Genomic DNA, 17,022 nt, shown 5'->3' on the forward strand with positions numbered 1-17,022 from the left:
GCACTGCCGCGCTACCGCGTTATCGCGCTATCGCACTGCGGAGGCCGGTACGCTCGCTAGCGACGGGTCGCCGTCTGCGCGCCGCCCGACGAGCGCATGTAGCGGAAGAACTCGGAGTCGGGTTCCAGCACCAGCACGTCGCGCTTGTCGCGGAAGGTGTTGCGATAGGCTTCCATGCTGCGCCAGAACTGCGCGAACTGCGGATCGCGGCCGAACGCATCGGCGTAGATCTGCGAGGCGCGGGCATCGCCCTCGCCCTTGATCTTCTGCGCCTCGCGATAGGCCTCGGCCAGCACCACCTCGCGCTGACGATCGGCGTCGGCGCGGATCTTCTCGCCCTCGGCCGCGCCGGTCGAGCGCAGCTCGTTGGCGACGCGCTTGCGCTCGGCTTCCATCCGGCGGTAGACCGATTCGCTGATCGCCGGCAGCAGGTCGACGCGCTTCAGGCGCACGTCGAGGATCTCGACGCCGACCGACTGGCCGTACTCGGTCATGCTGTTGCGGATGTTCTGCATGACCTTGTCGCGCTCGCCGGCGACCACCTCGGCAACGGTGCGGCGCCCGAACTCCTCGCGCGCGGCGGCATCGATCCGCTGCGTCATGCGGTCCTGCGCGCCGCGCAGGTTGCCGCCGAAGGCGACGAAGAACTTGCGCGGATCGGTGATTCGCCATTTGACGAACCAGTCCACCATCATGCTCTTCTTCTCGGCGGTCAGGAAACGCTCGCCGGCGGCCACGTCGATGGTCTGCAGGCGGCGGTCCATGAAGACCACGTTCTGCAGCGGCGGCGGCAGCTTGAAATGCAGGCCGGGGTCGCGCACCACCTGCTTGATCTCGCCGAAGGCGAACACCACGGCGTACTGCCGCTGGTCGACCACGAACACCATCGAGGAGGCAATCGCCAGCACGATGAAGAGGCCGATGGCATAGGAAATCAGTCGGTTCATCTCGGTTCTCTCCTCAACGGGAATCGCGATCGCGATTGCGCAGCGCTTCGCGCGAACGCGTGTCGGCGCTGGCGTCCGGCACCGGTGCCGGCGTGGCCGGCGGCGGCACCGCGCCGGCCATCCCGCGGGAATCGCCCTGCGACTGCGCCATCAGCTTGTCCAGCGGCAGGTAGAGGAGATTGTTGCCCTGTTTCGTATCGACCAGCACCTTGCTGGTATTGGCGTAGATCTGCTGCATCGTTTCCAGATAGATGCGGTCGCGCGTGACCTGCGGCGCCTTGGCGTACTCGTTCTGCACCTGGCGGAAGCGCGAGGCATCGCCCTCGGCCTGCGCGATCACGCGGGCCTTGTAAGCCTGCGCCTCCTCGGCCAGGCGCGCGGCGGTACCCTGGGCGCGCGGAATCACGTCGTTGGCGTAGGCCTGGCCTTCGCTGATCGCGCGCTCGCGGTCCTGGCTGGCCTTGTTGACGTCGTCGAACGCCGCCTGCACCTGCTCCGGCGGCTGCACGCTCTGCACGTTCACCGAAATCACGCGGATGCCGGTCTTGTAGGCCGACAGGATCGCCTGGATCGACTTGGCCAGGCCCTGGGCGATCTGTTCGCGGTTCTCGTACAGCACCGAATCCATCTTGTTGCGGCCGACGATCTCGCGCACCGAGGTCTCGGCGGCCTGCGTCACCAGTTCCTCGTCGCCGCCGCGGTCGGTCTTGTTGAAGAACAGGAATTCGGTTGCGTCCTGGATGTCGTACTGCACCGTGAAGCGGACGTCGATGATGTTCTCGTCCTGCGTCAGCATCGACGAGTCTTTCAGATTGCTGTCCTTGATCGAGGTCGAACGGCCGACCTCGACCGAGCGCACGGCCGACAGGTTGACGATCTCGGCCGACTGGATCGGCCACGGCATGCGCCAGTTGATACCCGGACCGGTGGTGTATTTGAACTTGCCGAACTGCAGCACCACCGCGGTCTGACCTTCCTGCACCATGAAGAAGCCGCTGGCCAGCCAGATCGCGATCACCGCGACCGCGATCACGCCGGCGCCGATGCCGGAGCCCTTGCCCGGCGTGCGGGTGCCGCCGCCGAAGTTCTGGTTGTTGTTGCCGCCGCCGTTGTCCTTGCGGCCCAGCAGGCTGTTCAGGCGGCGGTTGAAATCGCGCCACAGCTCGTCGAGGTCCGGCGGACCGTCCTGCGGGCGCTGGTTCTGGCGGCCGTTGTCGCGTCCGCCGTCGCGCCCATCCTTGTCCTCGTCGTCCTTGTCGCCACGGCCCCAGCGAGGATCGTTCAGCGACAGGATCGCGCGCAGACGCTGCCAGCTGCTCGGCCGACGGGCGCCTCGGGCAAGGCTTGTATCAGAGGTCCGGGAGAACTGGGGCATGTAGGGCACGGTTCCGGGAAAGTTGTAACGAGGGGATTCTAGCAGCCATCGACGCCACTTTTGCTCATTTGATGCCGAAGGCGGCGCATGGCGCCGCCCGCGTCAGTCGGCGTCGCGATCGGGAAGTCGGCGATCGGCCCGCGCTCGGGGCTCCGAACCAGGGTCCGAACCGCGGTCGAAATCCGCGTCGAAATCCGCGTCGGAACCGGAGTCCGAAGCGGAGTCCGAATCCGGATCGGCATCTTCCGCGTCGGACTGCGCATCGGCGCCGAGCTCGGCAAACGCAGCGCCATCCGCGCCGTCGCCCTCCGGCTGGCGGCGCTCGTGCAGATCCTGCAGCCGCGGGTCGGCCGGGTCCGGCGCGGCCGGCCGCTCGGCCAGCCAGCGGGCGACATCGACGATCGCATCGCGCAGGCCGTCCAGCCCGATGCCGTCGCGCGCGCTGATGAAGACCCGCACGGGCACACCGTCCTCGTTGCGTTCGATGCGCGGACCGTGTTCGAGCAGTTCAGGGGCCGCGTCGATCTTGTTCATCACGACGATCTGCGGAATGTCGGCCGCATCGATCTCCGCCAGCACGCGATTGACCTGTTCGATCTGCTCGTGTCGCACCGGACTGGCGGCGTCGACCACATGCAGCAGCAGATCGGCATGCACGGTCTCCTCCAGCGTGGCGCGGAACGCCGCCACCAGCTGGGTCGGCAGGTCGCGGATGAAGCCGACGGTATCGGACAGCACCACATTGCCCAGGCCATCCAGATAGAGCCGGCGCGAGGTCGTATCGAGCGTCGCGAACAACTGGTTGGCCGCATAGGCGCGCGCCTTGGTCAGCGCGTTGAACAGCGTCGACTTGCCGGCATTGGTATAGCCGACCAGCGAAATGCTCAGCGTCTCGTTGCGCGCGCGGGCACGGCGCTGCGTGCTGTGCTGGCGCTGCAGCCGCGACAGATCCGTCTTCAGCCGCTTGGCGCGGTCGTCCAGCATGCGGCGGTCCAGTTCGAGCTGGCGCTCGCCCGGGCCGCCGCGCATGCCGATACCGCCCTTCTGCCGCTCCAGGTGGCTCCAGGCGCGGACCAGCCGCGAGGCGCGGTATTGCACCTGGGCCAGTTCGACCTGCACCTTGCCGACATGGCTTTGCGCGCGCTGGCCGAAGATATCGAGGATCAGGCCCGTGCGGTCGATCACGTGCCGGTTCAGAAAGCGTTCGAGATTGCGCTGCTGCGCGGGACTCAGCGCGTGGTTGAACACCACCACGTCGGCATCGAGCGCGTCGGCCGCTTCCTTCAGCTCCTCGGCCTTGCCCGAGCCGATGAACAGCGCCGGATCCGGACGCGAACGCTTGCCGGTCAGGGTATGCACCGGCGTGGAGCCGGCGGTGGACGTCAGCAACGCCAGTTCGCTCAGGCTCTCTTCGAAATCGTGCTTGCCGAAATCGACGCCGACGAGAATGGCGCGGGTGGGTTCGGAGGGGGAAGTGGCTCTAGGTTGCAAGCTCGGGGCGCACAGCGGCGCGGGAAAAAACGGGGATCAGAAACAGGAAGGCGCGCTCCGCAAAACGCGACGCTACAAAGAACGATGCCGCGCCAGCACCGGATGGCGCTGGCGCGGCGTCGGAGCGTGATTGCCGCGCGTGCGCGCGGCGGGAAATGCGAGCGGCGTCGGAATCAGCCTTCCGCGGAGTCGTCAACGCGGAAATTGACCGCGCGCGCGGGAACGACAGTGGAAATCGCATGCTTGTAGACCATCTGCGTCACCGTGTTACGCAGCAGGACGACGTATTGGTCGAACGATTCGATATTACCTTGCAGCTTGATGCCATTGACGAGGTAGATGGAAACCGGCACGTGCTCCTTGCGCAGCGCGTTCAGGAACGGGTCTTGTAGCAATTGCCCTTTGTTGCTCATGGCACACTCCAAATTTATAGATTTAGTGATCAATGATGGGGATCGATATCCCCGGTTTCAAGTCGGACGACGCAAGATCGCGTCAAAAAAAGTCAAAACGGTACCAGGCCGGCATCAACCAGCGGGGGCTCCCGCTAGTGTGAATTTAGCCGCAGTTCCAAACGAACGCAAACGAAACTTCGGCGCCACAGACGGGGCTGCGGCGCCCCCATCTGACCGCCTTTTCCGACTCAATCCTTCGAGTCCGCGTACGGGTTTTTGTTCGTACGAAATTCGATTCGAAGCGGTGTTCCCTTCAAATTGAAGGCCGCGCGGAAGCGCCCTTCCAGAAAACGCCGATAGGTTTCCGGCACCGCGTTCAGCGAGTTGCCGTGCACGACGATGATCGGCGGATTGGAACCACCCTGGTGCGCGTAGCGCATCTTCGGGCGAGTCGCGCCGACGCGGCGCGGCTGCTGGAAGGCCACCGCGTCGTGCAGCACGCGGGTCAGCTTCGGCGTCGGCATCTTGAGCATCGCCGCGGCGTACGCGTCGTCGACCGAGCGCAGCAGCGGGCCGATGCCGGTGCGCTCGCGCGCCGAGATGAAATGGAAGTTGGCGAAATCGAGGAACTGCAGCTTGCGCTGCAGATCGTGCTTGATCCGGTCGCGGGTATGGCCGTCCAGCCCGTCCCACTTGTTGACGCCGACCACCAGCGCCCGTCCCGACTCGACGATGAAGCCGGCGATATGCGCGTCCTGCTCGGAGACGTCCTGCTGGGCATCGAGCAGCAGCACCACCACGTTCGCATCGGCGATCGACTGCAGCGTCTTGACCACCGAGAATTTCTCGATCGCCTCGAACACCTTGCCCCGCTTGCGCAGACCGGCCGTGTCGATCAGCGTGTACGGCTTGCCGCCCCGCTCGAACTCGACATAGATCGCATCGCGCGTGGTGCCCGGCATGTCGAACGCGATCACGCGCTCCTCGCCGATCAGCGTATTGACCAGCGTCGACTTGCCGACGTTGGGGCGGCCCACGATCGCGATCTTGGTGCCGCGCGTGTTCTGGTCCTCGGGCTCGGCCAGCTCGGGACGCTGCTCGACCGCGGCCTCCAGCGCTTCCTCGATCAGTTCGCGCACGCCGTCGCCGTGAGTGGCCGAAATCGCATAGGGATCGCCCATGCCGAGCTCGTAGAAGTCGGCCGCGACCGCGGTGTACTTCATGCCCTCGGCCTTGTTGACCGCCAGCATCACGCGGCGGCCGGTCTTGCGCAGATAGTCGGCGATGACCAGATCCTGCGGCGCCAGGCCCAGGCGGCCATCGACGATGAAGATCACGACGTCGGCCTCGACCACGGCCTGCCGGGTCTGCTTGGCCATCTCGGCGACGATGCCCTCCTTGGCCACCGGTTCGAAGCCGCCGGTATCGATGACGATATACGGACGGTCGGCGCCGCGCCCCTCGCCATAGTGGCGGTCGCGGGTCAGGCCCGGCAGGTCCGCGACCAGCGCGTCGCGCGAGCGGGTCAGGCGGTTGAATAACGTCGACTTGCCCACATTGGGGCGGCCGACGAGTGCGATCACTGGTTTCATGCAAATCGTGGAGGGCCACGCCGGGCGCGGTGCGCCGGGCATGCCTCCAAAGAATCAGGTTGGTCCGACAGCCTGGCGCAACGCGCCGGGCCGGCAATCCTGTCGGGTGTAATCAAGTCGCGGGCCAGGGCCCGCATGACGCATGTGGCCGACACCGCCATCGCGGCGGGTCGGCCATGCTGTCGGCTCCGGCGATCGCGCGCACCGACAGGTGAGCGCGCGGTCGCCGGCAGGACGCCCGCCGTGGCGGCCGTCCGCGTTCTGGTCAGCGCTTCATTCCGGAATATAGCCGTAGACGTCGCCCCCTCGGGTCTGCACCACCAGGGTCTGGCCGGCCACCACCGGTGCCGCGGTGATCGGGCTGCTGCCGGCGCGCACGCGCGCGACGAACTTGCCATCTTCGCGCGACAGGAAATGCAGGTAGCCCTCGAAATCGCCGAACACCACCGAGCGGCCCAGGGCCAGCGGCATGCCGAGCGGACGGTTGCGCAGCTGCTCGTTGCGCCAGCGCTCGTTGCCGTTCTGGCGGTCGAAGGCATAGACCACCGAATTCTCGTTGGCGGCAAACAAGGACACGTCATCCTGGGCCGGGCCCACCGGCGACGAGAAGTCCTTGCCCCATTGCGGCTGGCCGTTGCTCAGTTCCAGGCAGGCGATGCGGCCCTGGAAGGTCGTCGCACAGACCTGGCGGCCGTTGATCATCGGCAGGCCCGTCACGTCGTTGAGCCGCTCGATCTCGGACACGCCCTTCGGATACGAGACGGTGCTCTCCCAGCGCAGCACGCCATTGGACGGCGCCAGCACGCCCAGCTTGCCGCCGGGGAAGCCCATCACGATGCCGTCGCCGGCGAACACCATGCCCATCGCGGCGCGCAGGTTCAGCGGCGTCTGCGCACGCTGGTAGATCCAGCGGCGCTCGCCGGTCTGCGCATCGAGACCGAGCACGCGGGTATCGGTGGTGCGCACCACCACCAGGTCATGGCCGACCAGCGGCGAGGACAGGATCTCGCCATTGATCTGCTTCTTCCACAGCTGCTTGCCGCTGGCATCGAAGGCGAACACCACGCCCTTCTCGCCCGCGACCGCCGTCACGTTGCCGTCGCTGCCCGGACCGGTGGTCAGGTCCACGTCGGTGTCGACCTTCCACAGCGTGCGGCCGCTGGTCGCGTCGAGCGCCATCACGTCGCCGCCGTGCGACGACACATAGACCTTGTCGCCGACCGCGACGGGCTGCAGCGAATACGGGCCGCTCTTGCCGACGCTGGCGCGCCAGGCTTCCTTGACTGTCAGCGTCTGCGTGACCGGTTGCAGCTGGGCCGGCGGATTCTTGTCGGCCTTGCCGAACAGCGAGCAGCCAGCCAGGGCGGTGGCACAGGCAACGACGAGCGCCTGGGTCAAGCGAACAGGGCGAGAGGTCCGGGCAGCGCCGTTGGGCATCGACATCATCTGGTTGCGTTCCTGAAAAAAGGTGGGAAGCGAAATGGGGAGCGTTCTGTACGCAATCGAGCGTGATCGATGCAGCGGTCAGGCCGGTGCATCGTTCACGGCTGCCCTGCTCAGGCCGTACCCAGGGCGTCCAGCTTGAACTGGATGATCTGGCGCATGCCGGCCTCGTCGACGCCGAGCTTGTCGAGCGCCTGGCGGTAGGCCGCGCGCGCCTCGTCGCGCTTGTCCTGCGCGGCCAGCAGATCGCCGCGGCGGTCCGCATACAGCGCGACGAACGGGCTCGGCGGCTCGTTCTTCAGCAGCGCCAGTCCCTGGTCGTAGGCCTTCTCGTCGAGCAGCACGCCGGCCAGCCGGACGCGCGCCAGGTGCTGGTACTCGCCATCACCATGATCGACAGCCCATTGCAGCTGGCTCTTGGCACCGGCCAGATCGCCGGCCTCGTACAACACCTTGGCGGCGACCAGCGCGGTCATCTGCCCGTAGGCGGTCTTGCCGTACTTGTCCTCGAGGTCGCCGGCCGCGCGCTTGGTGCGCTCGACATCGCGCGCCTCGGCGGCCTTCAGCACCTGCTCGTACAGCACCGCGGCCTCGCCGGCCTGCTTGCGCTGCCACCAGTTCCAGCCGTTCCAGGCCGCGAAGGCCAGCAGGCAGGCAATCAGCAGCCAGGTCAGGAAGTTGCCGTACTGGCGCCACCATGCCTTGATGTTTTCAAGCTGTTCCTGCTCTTCCAGATCGTAAGCCATCTCGTGGTTTCAACCGCGTTGGTTTGTTGTCAGGCAAGCGCGCGCGTCCGGCGCCGCGCCTGCGTCATTGAAGGTCTTCGCCGGCCTCGCCGCCCATGCCGGCGACCATCGATTCGACCAGATAGTCGACCAGGTCCTCGGCGGGCACCGTGGCCTGCTGGCCGTTGTTCTCGGTCTGGCCGTCGGCGGCGCGCAGCGCCTTGACCTGCACCACGCCGGCGGCCAGTTCGTCCTCGCCAATGATAACGGCATGCGACGCCCCGCTCGCGTCGGCCCGCTTCATCTGCGACTTGAAACTGCCGCTCCTGCCGTCCGCGGTGGCATGGACCACCACGTCGAAGCCGGCGTCGCGCATGCGCTCCGCTGCGATCATGGCCTGCTGCGCGGCGGCCTCGCCCTGGTGCACGACATAGACGTCGCAGGCGTCGGCCTGGCGCGCCAGCCCTTCCTCGCGCATCAGCTCGATGACCCGCTCGATCCCCATCGCCCAGCCGCAGGCCGGCGCCGGCTTGCCGCCCATCTGCGCGATCAGCGGATCGTAGCGGCCGCCGCCGGCGATGGTGCCCTGCGCGCCGAGCTTGTCGGTGATCCACTCGAACACGGTCAGGTTGTAGTAGTCCAGCCCGCGCACCAGCCGCGGATTGATCGTGAACGGAATATTGTTCGCCTTCAGCAGACGCTGCACGCCCTCGAAGTGGGCCAGCGAGGCCTCGCCGAGGAAGTCGATCAGCTTCGGCGCGTTCGCCGCCATCTCCTGCAGGGCCGGGTTCTTCGTGTCCAGCACGCGCAGCGGGTTGGTGTACAGGCGGCGCTTGCCGTCTTCGTCGAGAATGTCCTGGAAGCCTTCCAGATACTGGATCAGTTCCTGGCGATGGGCGGCGCGCTCGTCGGCCTGGCCCAGCGAATTGATCTCCAGCCGCACACCGGTCAGGCCGAGGTCGTCCCACAGCCGCTGGCACATCAGGATGATCTCGGCGTCGACATCGGGGCCGGCAAAGCCGAGCGCCTCGGCGCCGAGCTGATGGAACTGGCGATAGCGGCCGCGCTGCGGACGCTCGTGACGGAACATCGGGCCGGTGTACCACAGGCGCTTGGGGCCGTCGTACAGCAGGTTGTGCTCGATGGTCGCGCGCACCACCGCTGCCGTGCCTTCGGGACGCAGCGTCAGCTGCTCGCCGTTCAGCGAATCGGTGAAGGAATACATTTCCTTCTCGACGATGTCGGTGACCTCGCCGATGCCGCGCACGAACAGCTGGGTCGGCTCGACGATCGGCGTGCGGATCTGCTGGTAGCCGTAGGCGCGCAGCATCGCGCGGGCCGCCTGGTCGAACTGCTCCCACAACGGGGCGTCGGCGGGCAGCATGTCGTTCATGCCCTTGACGCCTTGCAGCGCGCGGGCCTTGCCCTGGTTCTGGGCGCCGCCGTTGGCCGGCGCCGGATTCTCGGATGCGTTCATGGTTGTCATTCTGTTGCTGGGGGCGGCGTGACCGATCACTGGCCGATCATTGGCCAATATCGGCGGCCGCGTTCCCCTTGCCGTAGTGCGTCCGCACGTATTCGTCGACCATCGCCTGGAATTCCTCGGCAATCCGCTCGCCGCGCAGCGTCTTCACCTTGACGCCGTCGACGAACACCGGCGCCGCCGGCGACTCGCCGGAGCCCGGCAGCGAGATGCCGATATTGGCGTGCTTGCTCTCGCCCGGCCCGTTGACGATGCAGCCCATCACCGCCACATCCATCTGCTCGACGCCGGGATACTCGGTCTTCCATACCGGCATCTGCTCACGCAGGTAAGACTGGATGCTGGCCGCCAGTTCCTGGAACACCGTGCTGGTGGTGCGCCCGCAGCCCGGGCATGCGATCACCATCGGCGTGAAATTGCGCAGGCCCATCGTCTGCAGGATTTCCTGCGCGACATGGACCTCCTTGTCGCGCGAGGCGCCGGGCTCCGGGGTCAGCGAGATGCGGATCGTGTCGCCGATGCCTTCCTGCAGCAGCACCGCCAGCGCCGCGGTCGACGCGACGATGCCCTTGCTGCCCATGCCGGCCTCGGTCAATCCCAGATGCAGCGGATACTCGCAGCGGCGCGCGAGCTCGCGGTAGACCGCGATCAGCTCCTGCACCTGCGACACCTTGCACGACAGGATGATCTGGTCGCCCGGCAGGCCGATTTCCTCGGCCCGGTGCGCGGACTCGATCGCCGACGTGATCAGCGCCTCGATCATCACGCTCTGCGCGGGCCACGGTTCGGCGCGCCGGCCGTTCTCGTCCATGATGCGCGCCAGCAGATCCTGATCCAGGCTGCCCCAGTTGACGCCGATGCGCACCGGCTTGCCATGCCGGCAGGCCATCTCGATCATCTGCGCGAACTGCGTGTCGCGCTTGGCGCCCTGGCCGACATTGCCCGGATTGATGCGGTACTTCGACAGCGCCTGCGCGCAGGCCGGATGGTCCTGCAGCAGCTTGTGGCCGTTGTAGTGGAAGTCGCCGACCAGCGGCACGTCGACGCCCATGCGGTCGAGCTGGTCGCGGATCGCCGGCACGGCGGCAGCGGCTTCCGGCGTATTGACCGTGATGCGCACGATTTCCGAGCCGGCGCGCGCCAGCTCCTTGATCTGGATCGCGGTGCCCACCGCATCGACGGTGTCGGTATTGGTCATCGACTGCACGCGCACCGGCGCGTCGCCGCCGATCGTCACCACGTTGTCGCCCCAGACCACGCGCGCCTGCCGAGTGCGGCGGCGCGGCAGCGATCCGGGCAGTACGGGCAGACAGGCCTGTGCGTTCATGGGGTTACCTCGTTGCATTGGCGTGTGGTCGACGAACGGGAACGATCCCGGACCGACGGATCAATCAGGGCAGCGTCAGGCGCGCCACGTTGTTGCGGTTGGCGGCCTGCAGATCGACCGGCTCGCCGTTGCGGGTCATTGCCGCGACGCCCTTGACGTTGCCGATCACGACCTTGTACGGCGCCGTGCCGCCGCCGGCAACCTCGTCGCCGGCCTTGGCGGTGCCGCCCAGCACGACCTTGCCGCTGGCGTCGCGGACCTCATACCAGGTCGGCGCGCTGAAGCGCAGCTGCAGCTCGCCGGCGGCCGGCGTGGCGGCAGCGGCGGGCGCCGCCGCTGCCGATGCCGCCGTGGCGGCCGATTCGTTCGCGGTGGCCGACGCAGCGGTCACCGGGGCCAGCGGCGTCGCCAGCGTGGCGGACGCATTGGCGGCACCGGTGCCGGTGGCGCCTTCCGTGCCGGCCGCCGCGCCCGGTGCCTCGCTCGCGGCGCCGCCCATCACATGCGGCAGCACCGCGGTCACGGTGCCCGATTCGGCCTCGACCGCGGTATCCGTGGCCGACTGCGTGAACTGCTGCTCGCGTGCATCGAGCCATTGCTTGACATGGTCGACGCCGAACAGCGCGCCGGCACAGACCACGGCCGCGACCAGCGCGAGCCAGACCCAGCGCCCGCCGGTACCCGAGGTCGAAGCGCCACTGCCGCGGAAGCGCCGTCGATCGTCGAAGCTCGCGTTCAGGCTGCCCTGGCGGCGAATCGCCACCTCGGGCGCCGGTGGCGCGGCCTGGGCATGGAACCGGGCCAGCAGCCCGTCGATATCGACCTGCAGCAGACGCGCGTAGGCGCGCATCAGCCCCTTGGCGAACGTCAGATCGGGCAAGGCGTCGACATTGCCGGACTCGATCGCATCGACCTTCTGTGCCGGCACCTTCAGCCGCGCACCGACGTCGTGTATCGACAGCCCCTGGGCCGCGCGCGCCTTCGCCAGGCTCGCGCCGATCTCCTGTGCGACCGCGTTGGCGCTGCCGCTCGCATTGGTCGAGACGGCCTGGCCCTCGGCGCGCTCGTGCTCATTCATCCCATGCTCCTTGTTGGTATGCGCTCGACTCCCGCGAGTCCGGGAAGCGCTTATGTAATTGCGTCAGCAATGCCTGCTGCGCGGCCGCGTCTCCCTCGCGGTGCGCGATGCGGGCGCCCAGCCACAGCGAGGCCGGACTGGCGTAGCGTCCCGCATTGACCTGCGCCGCCTCCGCACGGGCGCGCGGCAGATCGCCCTGCTTCCAATACAGCAGCCCGAGCTGGGTGTGCGCGGCGGCATGGGTCGCGGCATCGCTCCCGGCATCGCTCCCGGCATCGCTCGAATAGGCGCCCGCCATCGGGCCCGGCTGCGCGAGGGCCGCGGTCAGGCTGCGGTGCGCCGCCGCCAGATCGCCCTGACGCAACTGGCAGGCGCCAAGGCTGGTCAGCATCCTGGCTGTGCCGCCGGTCGAGGGCACGGTCACCGCGCGCTGCAGCTGGGCCAGCCCTTCGGCATAGCGCCCCTGGTCGCACAGCAGCCAACCATAGTTGTTCAACAAGTCGCCGTCGTCCTGGCGGCGCGACAGCGCGGCACGAAAGCTCTGCTCGGCCTCGGCGGGCCGCCGCAGCGCCATCTGCGCCAGCGCCTGGACGTGATAGGCGTCGGTCAGGTCCGGATCGAGCGCGATCGCCTGCCGGGCCTCATCGAGCGCGATCGCGCTCTGGCCGGCCTGAAGATAGCGCGAGGCCAGCTGCAGCCGCAGCGCGGCGCGTTGATGCGCATCGGCCGGTGCAGGATCGGCGTCCCGCGCCTGCGGCGCCTGCTGTCCCGGCGTGCCTTGCGTACCCGGTGTGCCGGTCGACTGGCACGCGGTCAGCAGCGCCAGCCCGGCCAGAACCACGGCGGGCAGACCGGCAGGCAGACGCCTCATGCAGATCGCGCCTCCCCGCCCGGCGCCGCTACCACCGGCGGAATCTTGCCGAAGCGGCCCCGCTCGGCAAGCCGGGTGCGATCCTGCACGCGCCCCTCGGCGGCGAGCTGGCCGCAGGCGGCGTCGATATCGTCGCCGCGCGTCTTGCGGATCGTCGTGACGATGCCGGCGTCGATCAGCACCTGGGCGAAGCGCCGGATCTGCTCGTTGTTCGAGCGCTTGAGTCCCGATTCGGGGAAGGGATTGAACGGGATCAGGTTGAACTTGCATGGCACGTCGGCCACCAGCTTCAACAATTCCCGGGCATGCTCGACGCCGTCGTTGACGCCGTCCAGCATGCAGTATTCGAAGGTGATGAAGTCGCGCGGGGCTAACTCCAGATAGCGGCGGCACGCCGCCATCAGCTCGGCCAGCGGGTACTTGCGGTTCAGCGGCACCAGCCCGTCGCGCAAGGCATCGTTCGATGCGTGCAGCGACACGGCGAGCGCGACAGGCAGGTCCCTGGCGAGACGGTCCATCATCGGCACCACGCCGGACGTCGACAGCGTGACACGGCGGCGTGACAGCCCGTAGGCGTTGTCGTCGAGCATCAACCGCATCGCCGGCACGACCTGGTCGTAGTTCAGCAGCGGCTCGCCCATGCCCATCATCACCACGTTGGAGATCACGCGATCGTCCTTCGGGCCGCGCCCCAGCTGGGCGCGCATCGCGAATTCGGCCATCCACAGCTGGCCGATGATCTCGCCGGTGGTCAGATTGCGCGAAAAGCCCTGCTTGCCGGTCGAACAGAAGCGGCAATTGACGGCACAGCCGGCCTGCGAGGAAACGCACAGCGTGCCGCGCGTTTCCTCGGGGATATAGACCGTTTCGACCGCATTGCCGTTGCCCACGTCGAGCAGCCACTTGCGCGTGCCGTCCGCCGACACGTGGTCGGTGATCGCGGACGGCGCGCGGATCTCGGCGCGCGTGGCCAGCTTCTGGCGCAGCGACTTGGCCAGGTCCGACATCTCGTCGAACCGGCTGGCGCCGAACTGGTGGATCCAGCGCTGCAGCTGGCGGGCGCGAAACGGCTTCTCGCCGAGCTCGCCGCAGTACGTGGCGAGCCCGTCCGCATCCAGATCGAGCAGGTTGACGAGAGCGTTCATGACGGCAGCGGGGCTTCGGGTAGCAGTCTAGTGTCCGGGTTCAGGCCAGACAATCAGCGCGAGTAAACGTTCATGCCGGGGAAGAAGAACGCCACTTCGACGGCCGCGGTTTCCGGGGCGTCCGAGCCATGCACGGCATTGGCGTCGATGCTGTCGGCGAAATCGGCGCGGATCGTGCCCTTCTCGGCCTTCTTCGGGTCGGTGGCGCCCATCAGCTCACGGTTCTTCGCGATCGCGTTCTCGCCTTCGAGGACCTGGATCATCACCGGGCCCGACACCATGAAGTCGACCAGATCCTTGAAGAACGGACGCTCCTTGTGGACCGCGTAGAACTGCTCGGCTTCGCCGCGCGACAGATGCGCCATCTTGGCGGCCACGATCTTCAGGCCGGCGGCCTCGAAACGGGCGTAGATCTGGCCGATGACGTTCTTGGCCACGGCATCCGGCTTGATGATCGACAGGGTGCGTTCGATTGCCATAAAAACTCCGAAAAATGAAGGGGTTACCAAATTGGGAAACACGAGATTCTAGCACGAGACCCCAATCGTTTCGAGAGCGGGCGGCGGCGAAACGAAAGGGGCTGCATCCCCTACATTATCGCGGCGCACCATTGCCGCGATATGGGACAAAGGGACGGGAACACCGGCGCCTCCCATCGATCCAAGGCAACGTAAGCGCCTCATCCGTTCCTCGACGGTTTCGCGATTTTTAGTGCTTTCTGAATCACTCTGCACTTGCAATCGTGCAAGGACGATGCCACATTGGCAAGGTGTCCGCCGGCGCTTCCGGCACCGCCCTTTGAATGAGGAGTCATCATGAACGACAAGCTGAATACCTATGGGTTCGGCAATGCCGGCGCGACGGCGGGAGCCGTCACCGTCCGCAATCGGGTCCTGCGCAATACCTACTGGCTGCTGGCCCTGTCGCTGGTGCCGACCGTGCTCGGCGCGTGGATCGGCGTGGCCACCGGCTTCAGCTTCATGGCCGCCAGCCCGGGCCTGTCGCTGATCCTGTTCCTCGCGATCGCCTTCGGCTTCTTCTTCGCGATCGAAAAGACCAAGAACAGCGCCATGGGGGTCGTGCTGCTGCTGGCCTTCACCTTCTTCATGGGCCTGATGCTGTCGCGGCTGATCGGCTCGGTGCTGCAGTTCTCGAACGGGCCCGCGCTGATCATGTATGCGTTCGGCGGCACCGCGGCAGTCTTTGCCGCGATGGCGACCATCGCCACGGTCAGCAAGCGCGATTTTTCCGGCCTGGGCAAGTTCCTGTTCGTCGGCGTGATCCTGCTGATCCTGGCCAGCGTCGCCAACATCTGGCTGCAGCTGCCCTCGCTGATGATCACCGTCTCGGTGATCGCGATCGGCATCTTCTCGGCCTACATGCTGTATGACGTGCAGCGCGTGGTGAACGGCGGCGAGACCAACTACATTACGGCGACGCTGGCGATCTATCTGGACATCTACAACGTCTTCGTCAACCTGCTGGCGCTGCTGGGCATCTTCGGCGGCAGCCGCGAATAAGCGATCGCTTCACCGCGATGACAAAGGGCCGGCAATGCCGGCCCTTTCTTTTTTCCCCACGTCCCTTGGCGTTCGCCGACTAGGCGCGCTCGAACACCGCGATCGATTCGACGTGCGAGGTATGCGGGAACATGTTGACCACGCCCGCGCCGCGCAGCCGATAGCCCGCTTCGTGCACCAGCAGGCCGGCATCACGTGCCAGCGTGGCCGGATTGCATGACACATAGACGATACGGTCGGGCAGCACGTCGCTGCCGGCCTGCGCCAGTTCGGCCAGCGCCTTGCTGACGGCCAGCGCGCCTTCGCGCGGCGGGTCGACCAGCCAGCGGTCAAACCGCCCGAGCGCTGCCATGTCCTCGGCGGTGACCTCGAACAGGTTGCGGCAGGCGAAAGCAACCTTGTGGGCGAGGCCGTTGTAGTCGGCATTGGCCAGCGCCCGCGCGGTCAGCGCCTCGCTGCCCTCGATCCCCATCACCTCGCGCCCCTGCGTCGCCAGCGGCAGCGTGAAGTTGCCGATGCCGCAGAACAGGTCCAGCAGCCGGTCGCCCGGCTGGGCATCGAGCAGACGCAGGGCGCGCTTGATCAGCACGCGGTTGATCTGATGGTTGACCTGGGTGAAATCGGTCGGCTTGAACGGCATGCGAATGCCGAATTCCGGCAACGTATAGGCCAGTTCGCGGTCGAGCGGATAGAACGGCACCACCGTGTCCGGGCCCTTGGGCTGCAGCCAGAACTGAACGTTGTGGCGGTCGGCGAAGGCGCGCAGCAGATCGCGATCGGCATCGTTCAGCGGCTCCAGGATCCGCAGCACCAGCGCGGTGACGTCCTGGCCGACCGCCAGTTCGATCTGCGGCATGCGGTCGCGAATCGACAATCCGGCCACCAGCTCGCGCAGCGGCACCAGCATCGCCGACACATGCGGCGGCAGCACCTCGCACGACTTCATGTCGGCGACATAGCTGCTCTTGCGCTCGTGAAAGCCGACCAGCACCCCGCCCTTCTTCGCCACGTGGCGCACCGTCAGCCGGGCGCGGTAGCGATAGCCCCAGTCGGGCCCGGCGATCGGCCGGAAGACCATCTCGGGCCGCACCTTGCCCAGATGCCACAGGTTGTCCTCGAGCACGCGCTGCTTGATCGCCAATTGGGCGCGCGCATCCAGGTGCTGCATCGAACAGCCGCCGCAGATGCCGAAATTGACGCAGCCCGGCTGCACCCGCATCACCGACGAAGCGCGGACCTCGACCAGATGCGCCTGCTCGAAGCTCGGCTTGCGGCGATAGCTCTGGTAGGCCACCGTCTCGCCGGGCAGCGCGCCCTCGACGAAGATCACCTTGCCGGGCGTGCCGTCCTCGTTCACCAGCCGTCCGACGCCGCGCGCCTCCATGTCGAGGCTGTCGATCTTCACGGTCGGATGGGCCTGAGCCTCGGTACCGGTGGCCGATGCGGCAGCCGATGGGGCAGCCGATGCGGCGGCGCCGCCACGCTTGCGGACAGGAGCGGGCGAGGCAGCCGGCTGTTGCACCGGCTCAGGGGCGGATTGCGGGGAAGACACGGCTTGAGACACCAGCGGGACCTGACGTATTGTTTTGCGAAAGCGCGATTGTAGACCAGTCGCCGCGATCCGAACGGG

At 67.1% G+C, this 17,022-nt stretch carries 15 protein-coding genes; 1 reads left to right on the forward strand and 14 read right to left on the reverse strand.

Annotation, left to right across the window (positions count from 1 at the left end; translation table 11 throughout):
• Positions 1 to 56: 56 nt before the first annotated feature.
• The 13 genes from hflC to ndk all read right to left on the reverse strand — a co-directional run bounded on the left by hflC (position 57) and on the right by ndk (position 14,351).
• Positions 57 to 947, reverse strand: coding sequence for a protease modulator HflC (hflC, locus tag FOB47_RS18935; RefSeq protein WP_006577129.1), 891 nt, complete (start codon positions 945 to 947; stop codon positions 57 to 59).
• Positions 948 to 960: 13 nt separating this feature from the next.
• Entirely contained in the window at positions 961 to 2,322 is a 1,362-nt protein-coding gene (gene hflK, locus FOB47_RS18940; RefSeq protein ID WP_006577128.1) for an FtsH protease activity modulator HflK, read from the reverse strand.
• A gap of 102 nt (positions 2,323 to 2,424) precedes the next feature.
• Positions 2,425 to 3,813, reverse strand: a complete 1,389-nt coding sequence (hflX, locus tag FOB47_RS18945; protein ID WP_244959335.1) for a GTPase HflX — start codon at positions 3,811 to 3,813, stop codon at positions 2,425 to 2,427.
• 173 nt (positions 3,814 to 3,986) lie between these two features.
• Positions 3,987 to 4,226, reverse strand: coding sequence for an RNA chaperone Hfq (gene hfq / locus FOB47_RS18950; protein WP_006577126.1), 240 nt, complete (start codon positions 4,224 to 4,226; stop codon positions 3,987 to 3,989).
• Positions 4,227 to 4,456: 230 nt separating this feature from the next.
• Positions 4,457 to 5,800, reverse strand: a complete 1,344-nt coding sequence (gene der / locus FOB47_RS18955) for a ribosome biogenesis GTPase Der (protein WP_053822057.1) — start codon at positions 5,798 to 5,800, stop codon at positions 4,457 to 4,459.
• Between the two features lie 273 nt (positions 5,801 to 6,073).
• The gene (gene bamB / locus FOB47_RS18960) at positions 6,074 to 7,246 is read right to left on the reverse strand and encodes an outer membrane protein assembly factor BamB (RefSeq protein ID WP_053822058.1); all 1,173 of its coding nucleotides are present in this window, start codon (positions 7,244 to 7,246) and stop codon (positions 6,074 to 6,076) included.
• Positions 7,247 to 7,356: 110 nt separating this feature from the next.
• A complete protein-coding gene (locus FOB47_RS18965) occupies positions 7,357 to 7,989 on the reverse strand; it encodes a YfgM family protein (protein ID WP_006577123.1) in 633 nt (210 codons plus the stop codon).
• 64 nt (positions 7,990 to 8,053) lie between these two features.
• On the reverse strand, positions 8,054 to 9,445 hold the full coding sequence (gene hisS / locus FOB47_RS18970) for a histidine--tRNA ligase (RefSeq protein WP_174781825.1): 1,392 nt from the start codon (positions 9,443 to 9,445) through the stop codon (positions 8,054 to 8,056).
• Positions 9,446 to 9,491: 46 nt separating this feature from the next.
• A complete protein-coding gene (gene ispG / locus FOB47_RS18975; RefSeq protein ID WP_244959336.1) occupies positions 9,492 to 10,778 on the reverse strand; it encodes a flavodoxin-dependent (E)-4-hydroxy-3-methylbut-2-enyl-diphosphate synthase in 1,287 nt (428 codons plus the stop codon).
• 64 nt (positions 10,779 to 10,842) lie between these two features.
• On the reverse strand, positions 10,843 to 11,856 hold the full coding sequence (locus FOB47_RS18980; protein ID WP_174781827.1) for a RodZ domain-containing protein: 1,014 nt from the start codon (positions 11,854 to 11,856) through the stop codon (positions 10,843 to 10,845).
• Positions 11,849 to 12,727: a tetratricopeptide repeat protein gene (locus FOB47_RS18985; protein ID WP_053822062.1), complete on the reverse strand. Its 879-nt coding sequence runs from the start codon at positions 12,725 to 12,727 to the stop codon at positions 11,849 to 11,851. Before FOB47_RS18985 ends, FOB47_RS18980 begins: the two co-directional genes overlap by 8 nt.
• Positions 12,724 to 13,872, reverse strand: a complete 1,149-nt coding sequence (gene rlmN, locus FOB47_RS18990; protein WP_174781828.1) for a dual-specificity RNA methyltransferase RlmN — start codon at positions 13,870 to 13,872, stop codon at positions 12,724 to 12,726. Before rlmN ends, FOB47_RS18985 begins: the two co-directional genes overlap by 4 nt.
• 53 nt (positions 13,873 to 13,925) lie before the next feature.
• Positions 13,926 to 14,351 (reverse strand): nucleoside-diphosphate kinase, encoded by a 426-nt coding sequence (gene ndk / locus FOB47_RS18995; RefSeq protein ID WP_053822063.1) that lies wholly within the window; start codon positions 14,349 to 14,351, stop codon positions 13,926 to 13,928.
• 336 nt (positions 14,352 to 14,687) lie between these two features.
• Here ndk and FOB47_RS19000 point away from each other — a divergent pair, with 336 nt between their 5' ends.
• Positions 14,688 to 15,392 (forward strand): Bax inhibitor-1/YccA family protein, encoded by a 705-nt coding sequence (locus FOB47_RS19000; RefSeq protein ID WP_006577118.1) that lies wholly within the window; start codon positions 14,688 to 14,690, stop codon positions 15,390 to 15,392.
• Between the two features lie 79 nt (positions 15,393 to 15,471).
• On the opposite strand, the gene rlmD is transcribed toward FOB47_RS19000, so the two are convergent.
• On the reverse strand, positions 15,472 to 17,013 hold the full coding sequence (gene rlmD / locus FOB47_RS19005; RefSeq protein WP_390884850.1) for a 23S rRNA (uracil(1939)-C(5))-methyltransferase RlmD: 1,542 nt from the start codon (positions 17,011 to 17,013) through the stop codon (positions 15,472 to 15,474).
• Positions 17,014 to 17,022 lie beyond the last annotated feature (9 nt).

The sequence above is a fragment of the Cupriavidus gilardii genome, from assembly GCF_013347325.1.
GTDB lineage: Bacteria > Pseudomonadota > Gammaproteobacteria > Burkholderiales > Burkholderiaceae > Cupriavidus > Cupriavidus gilardii.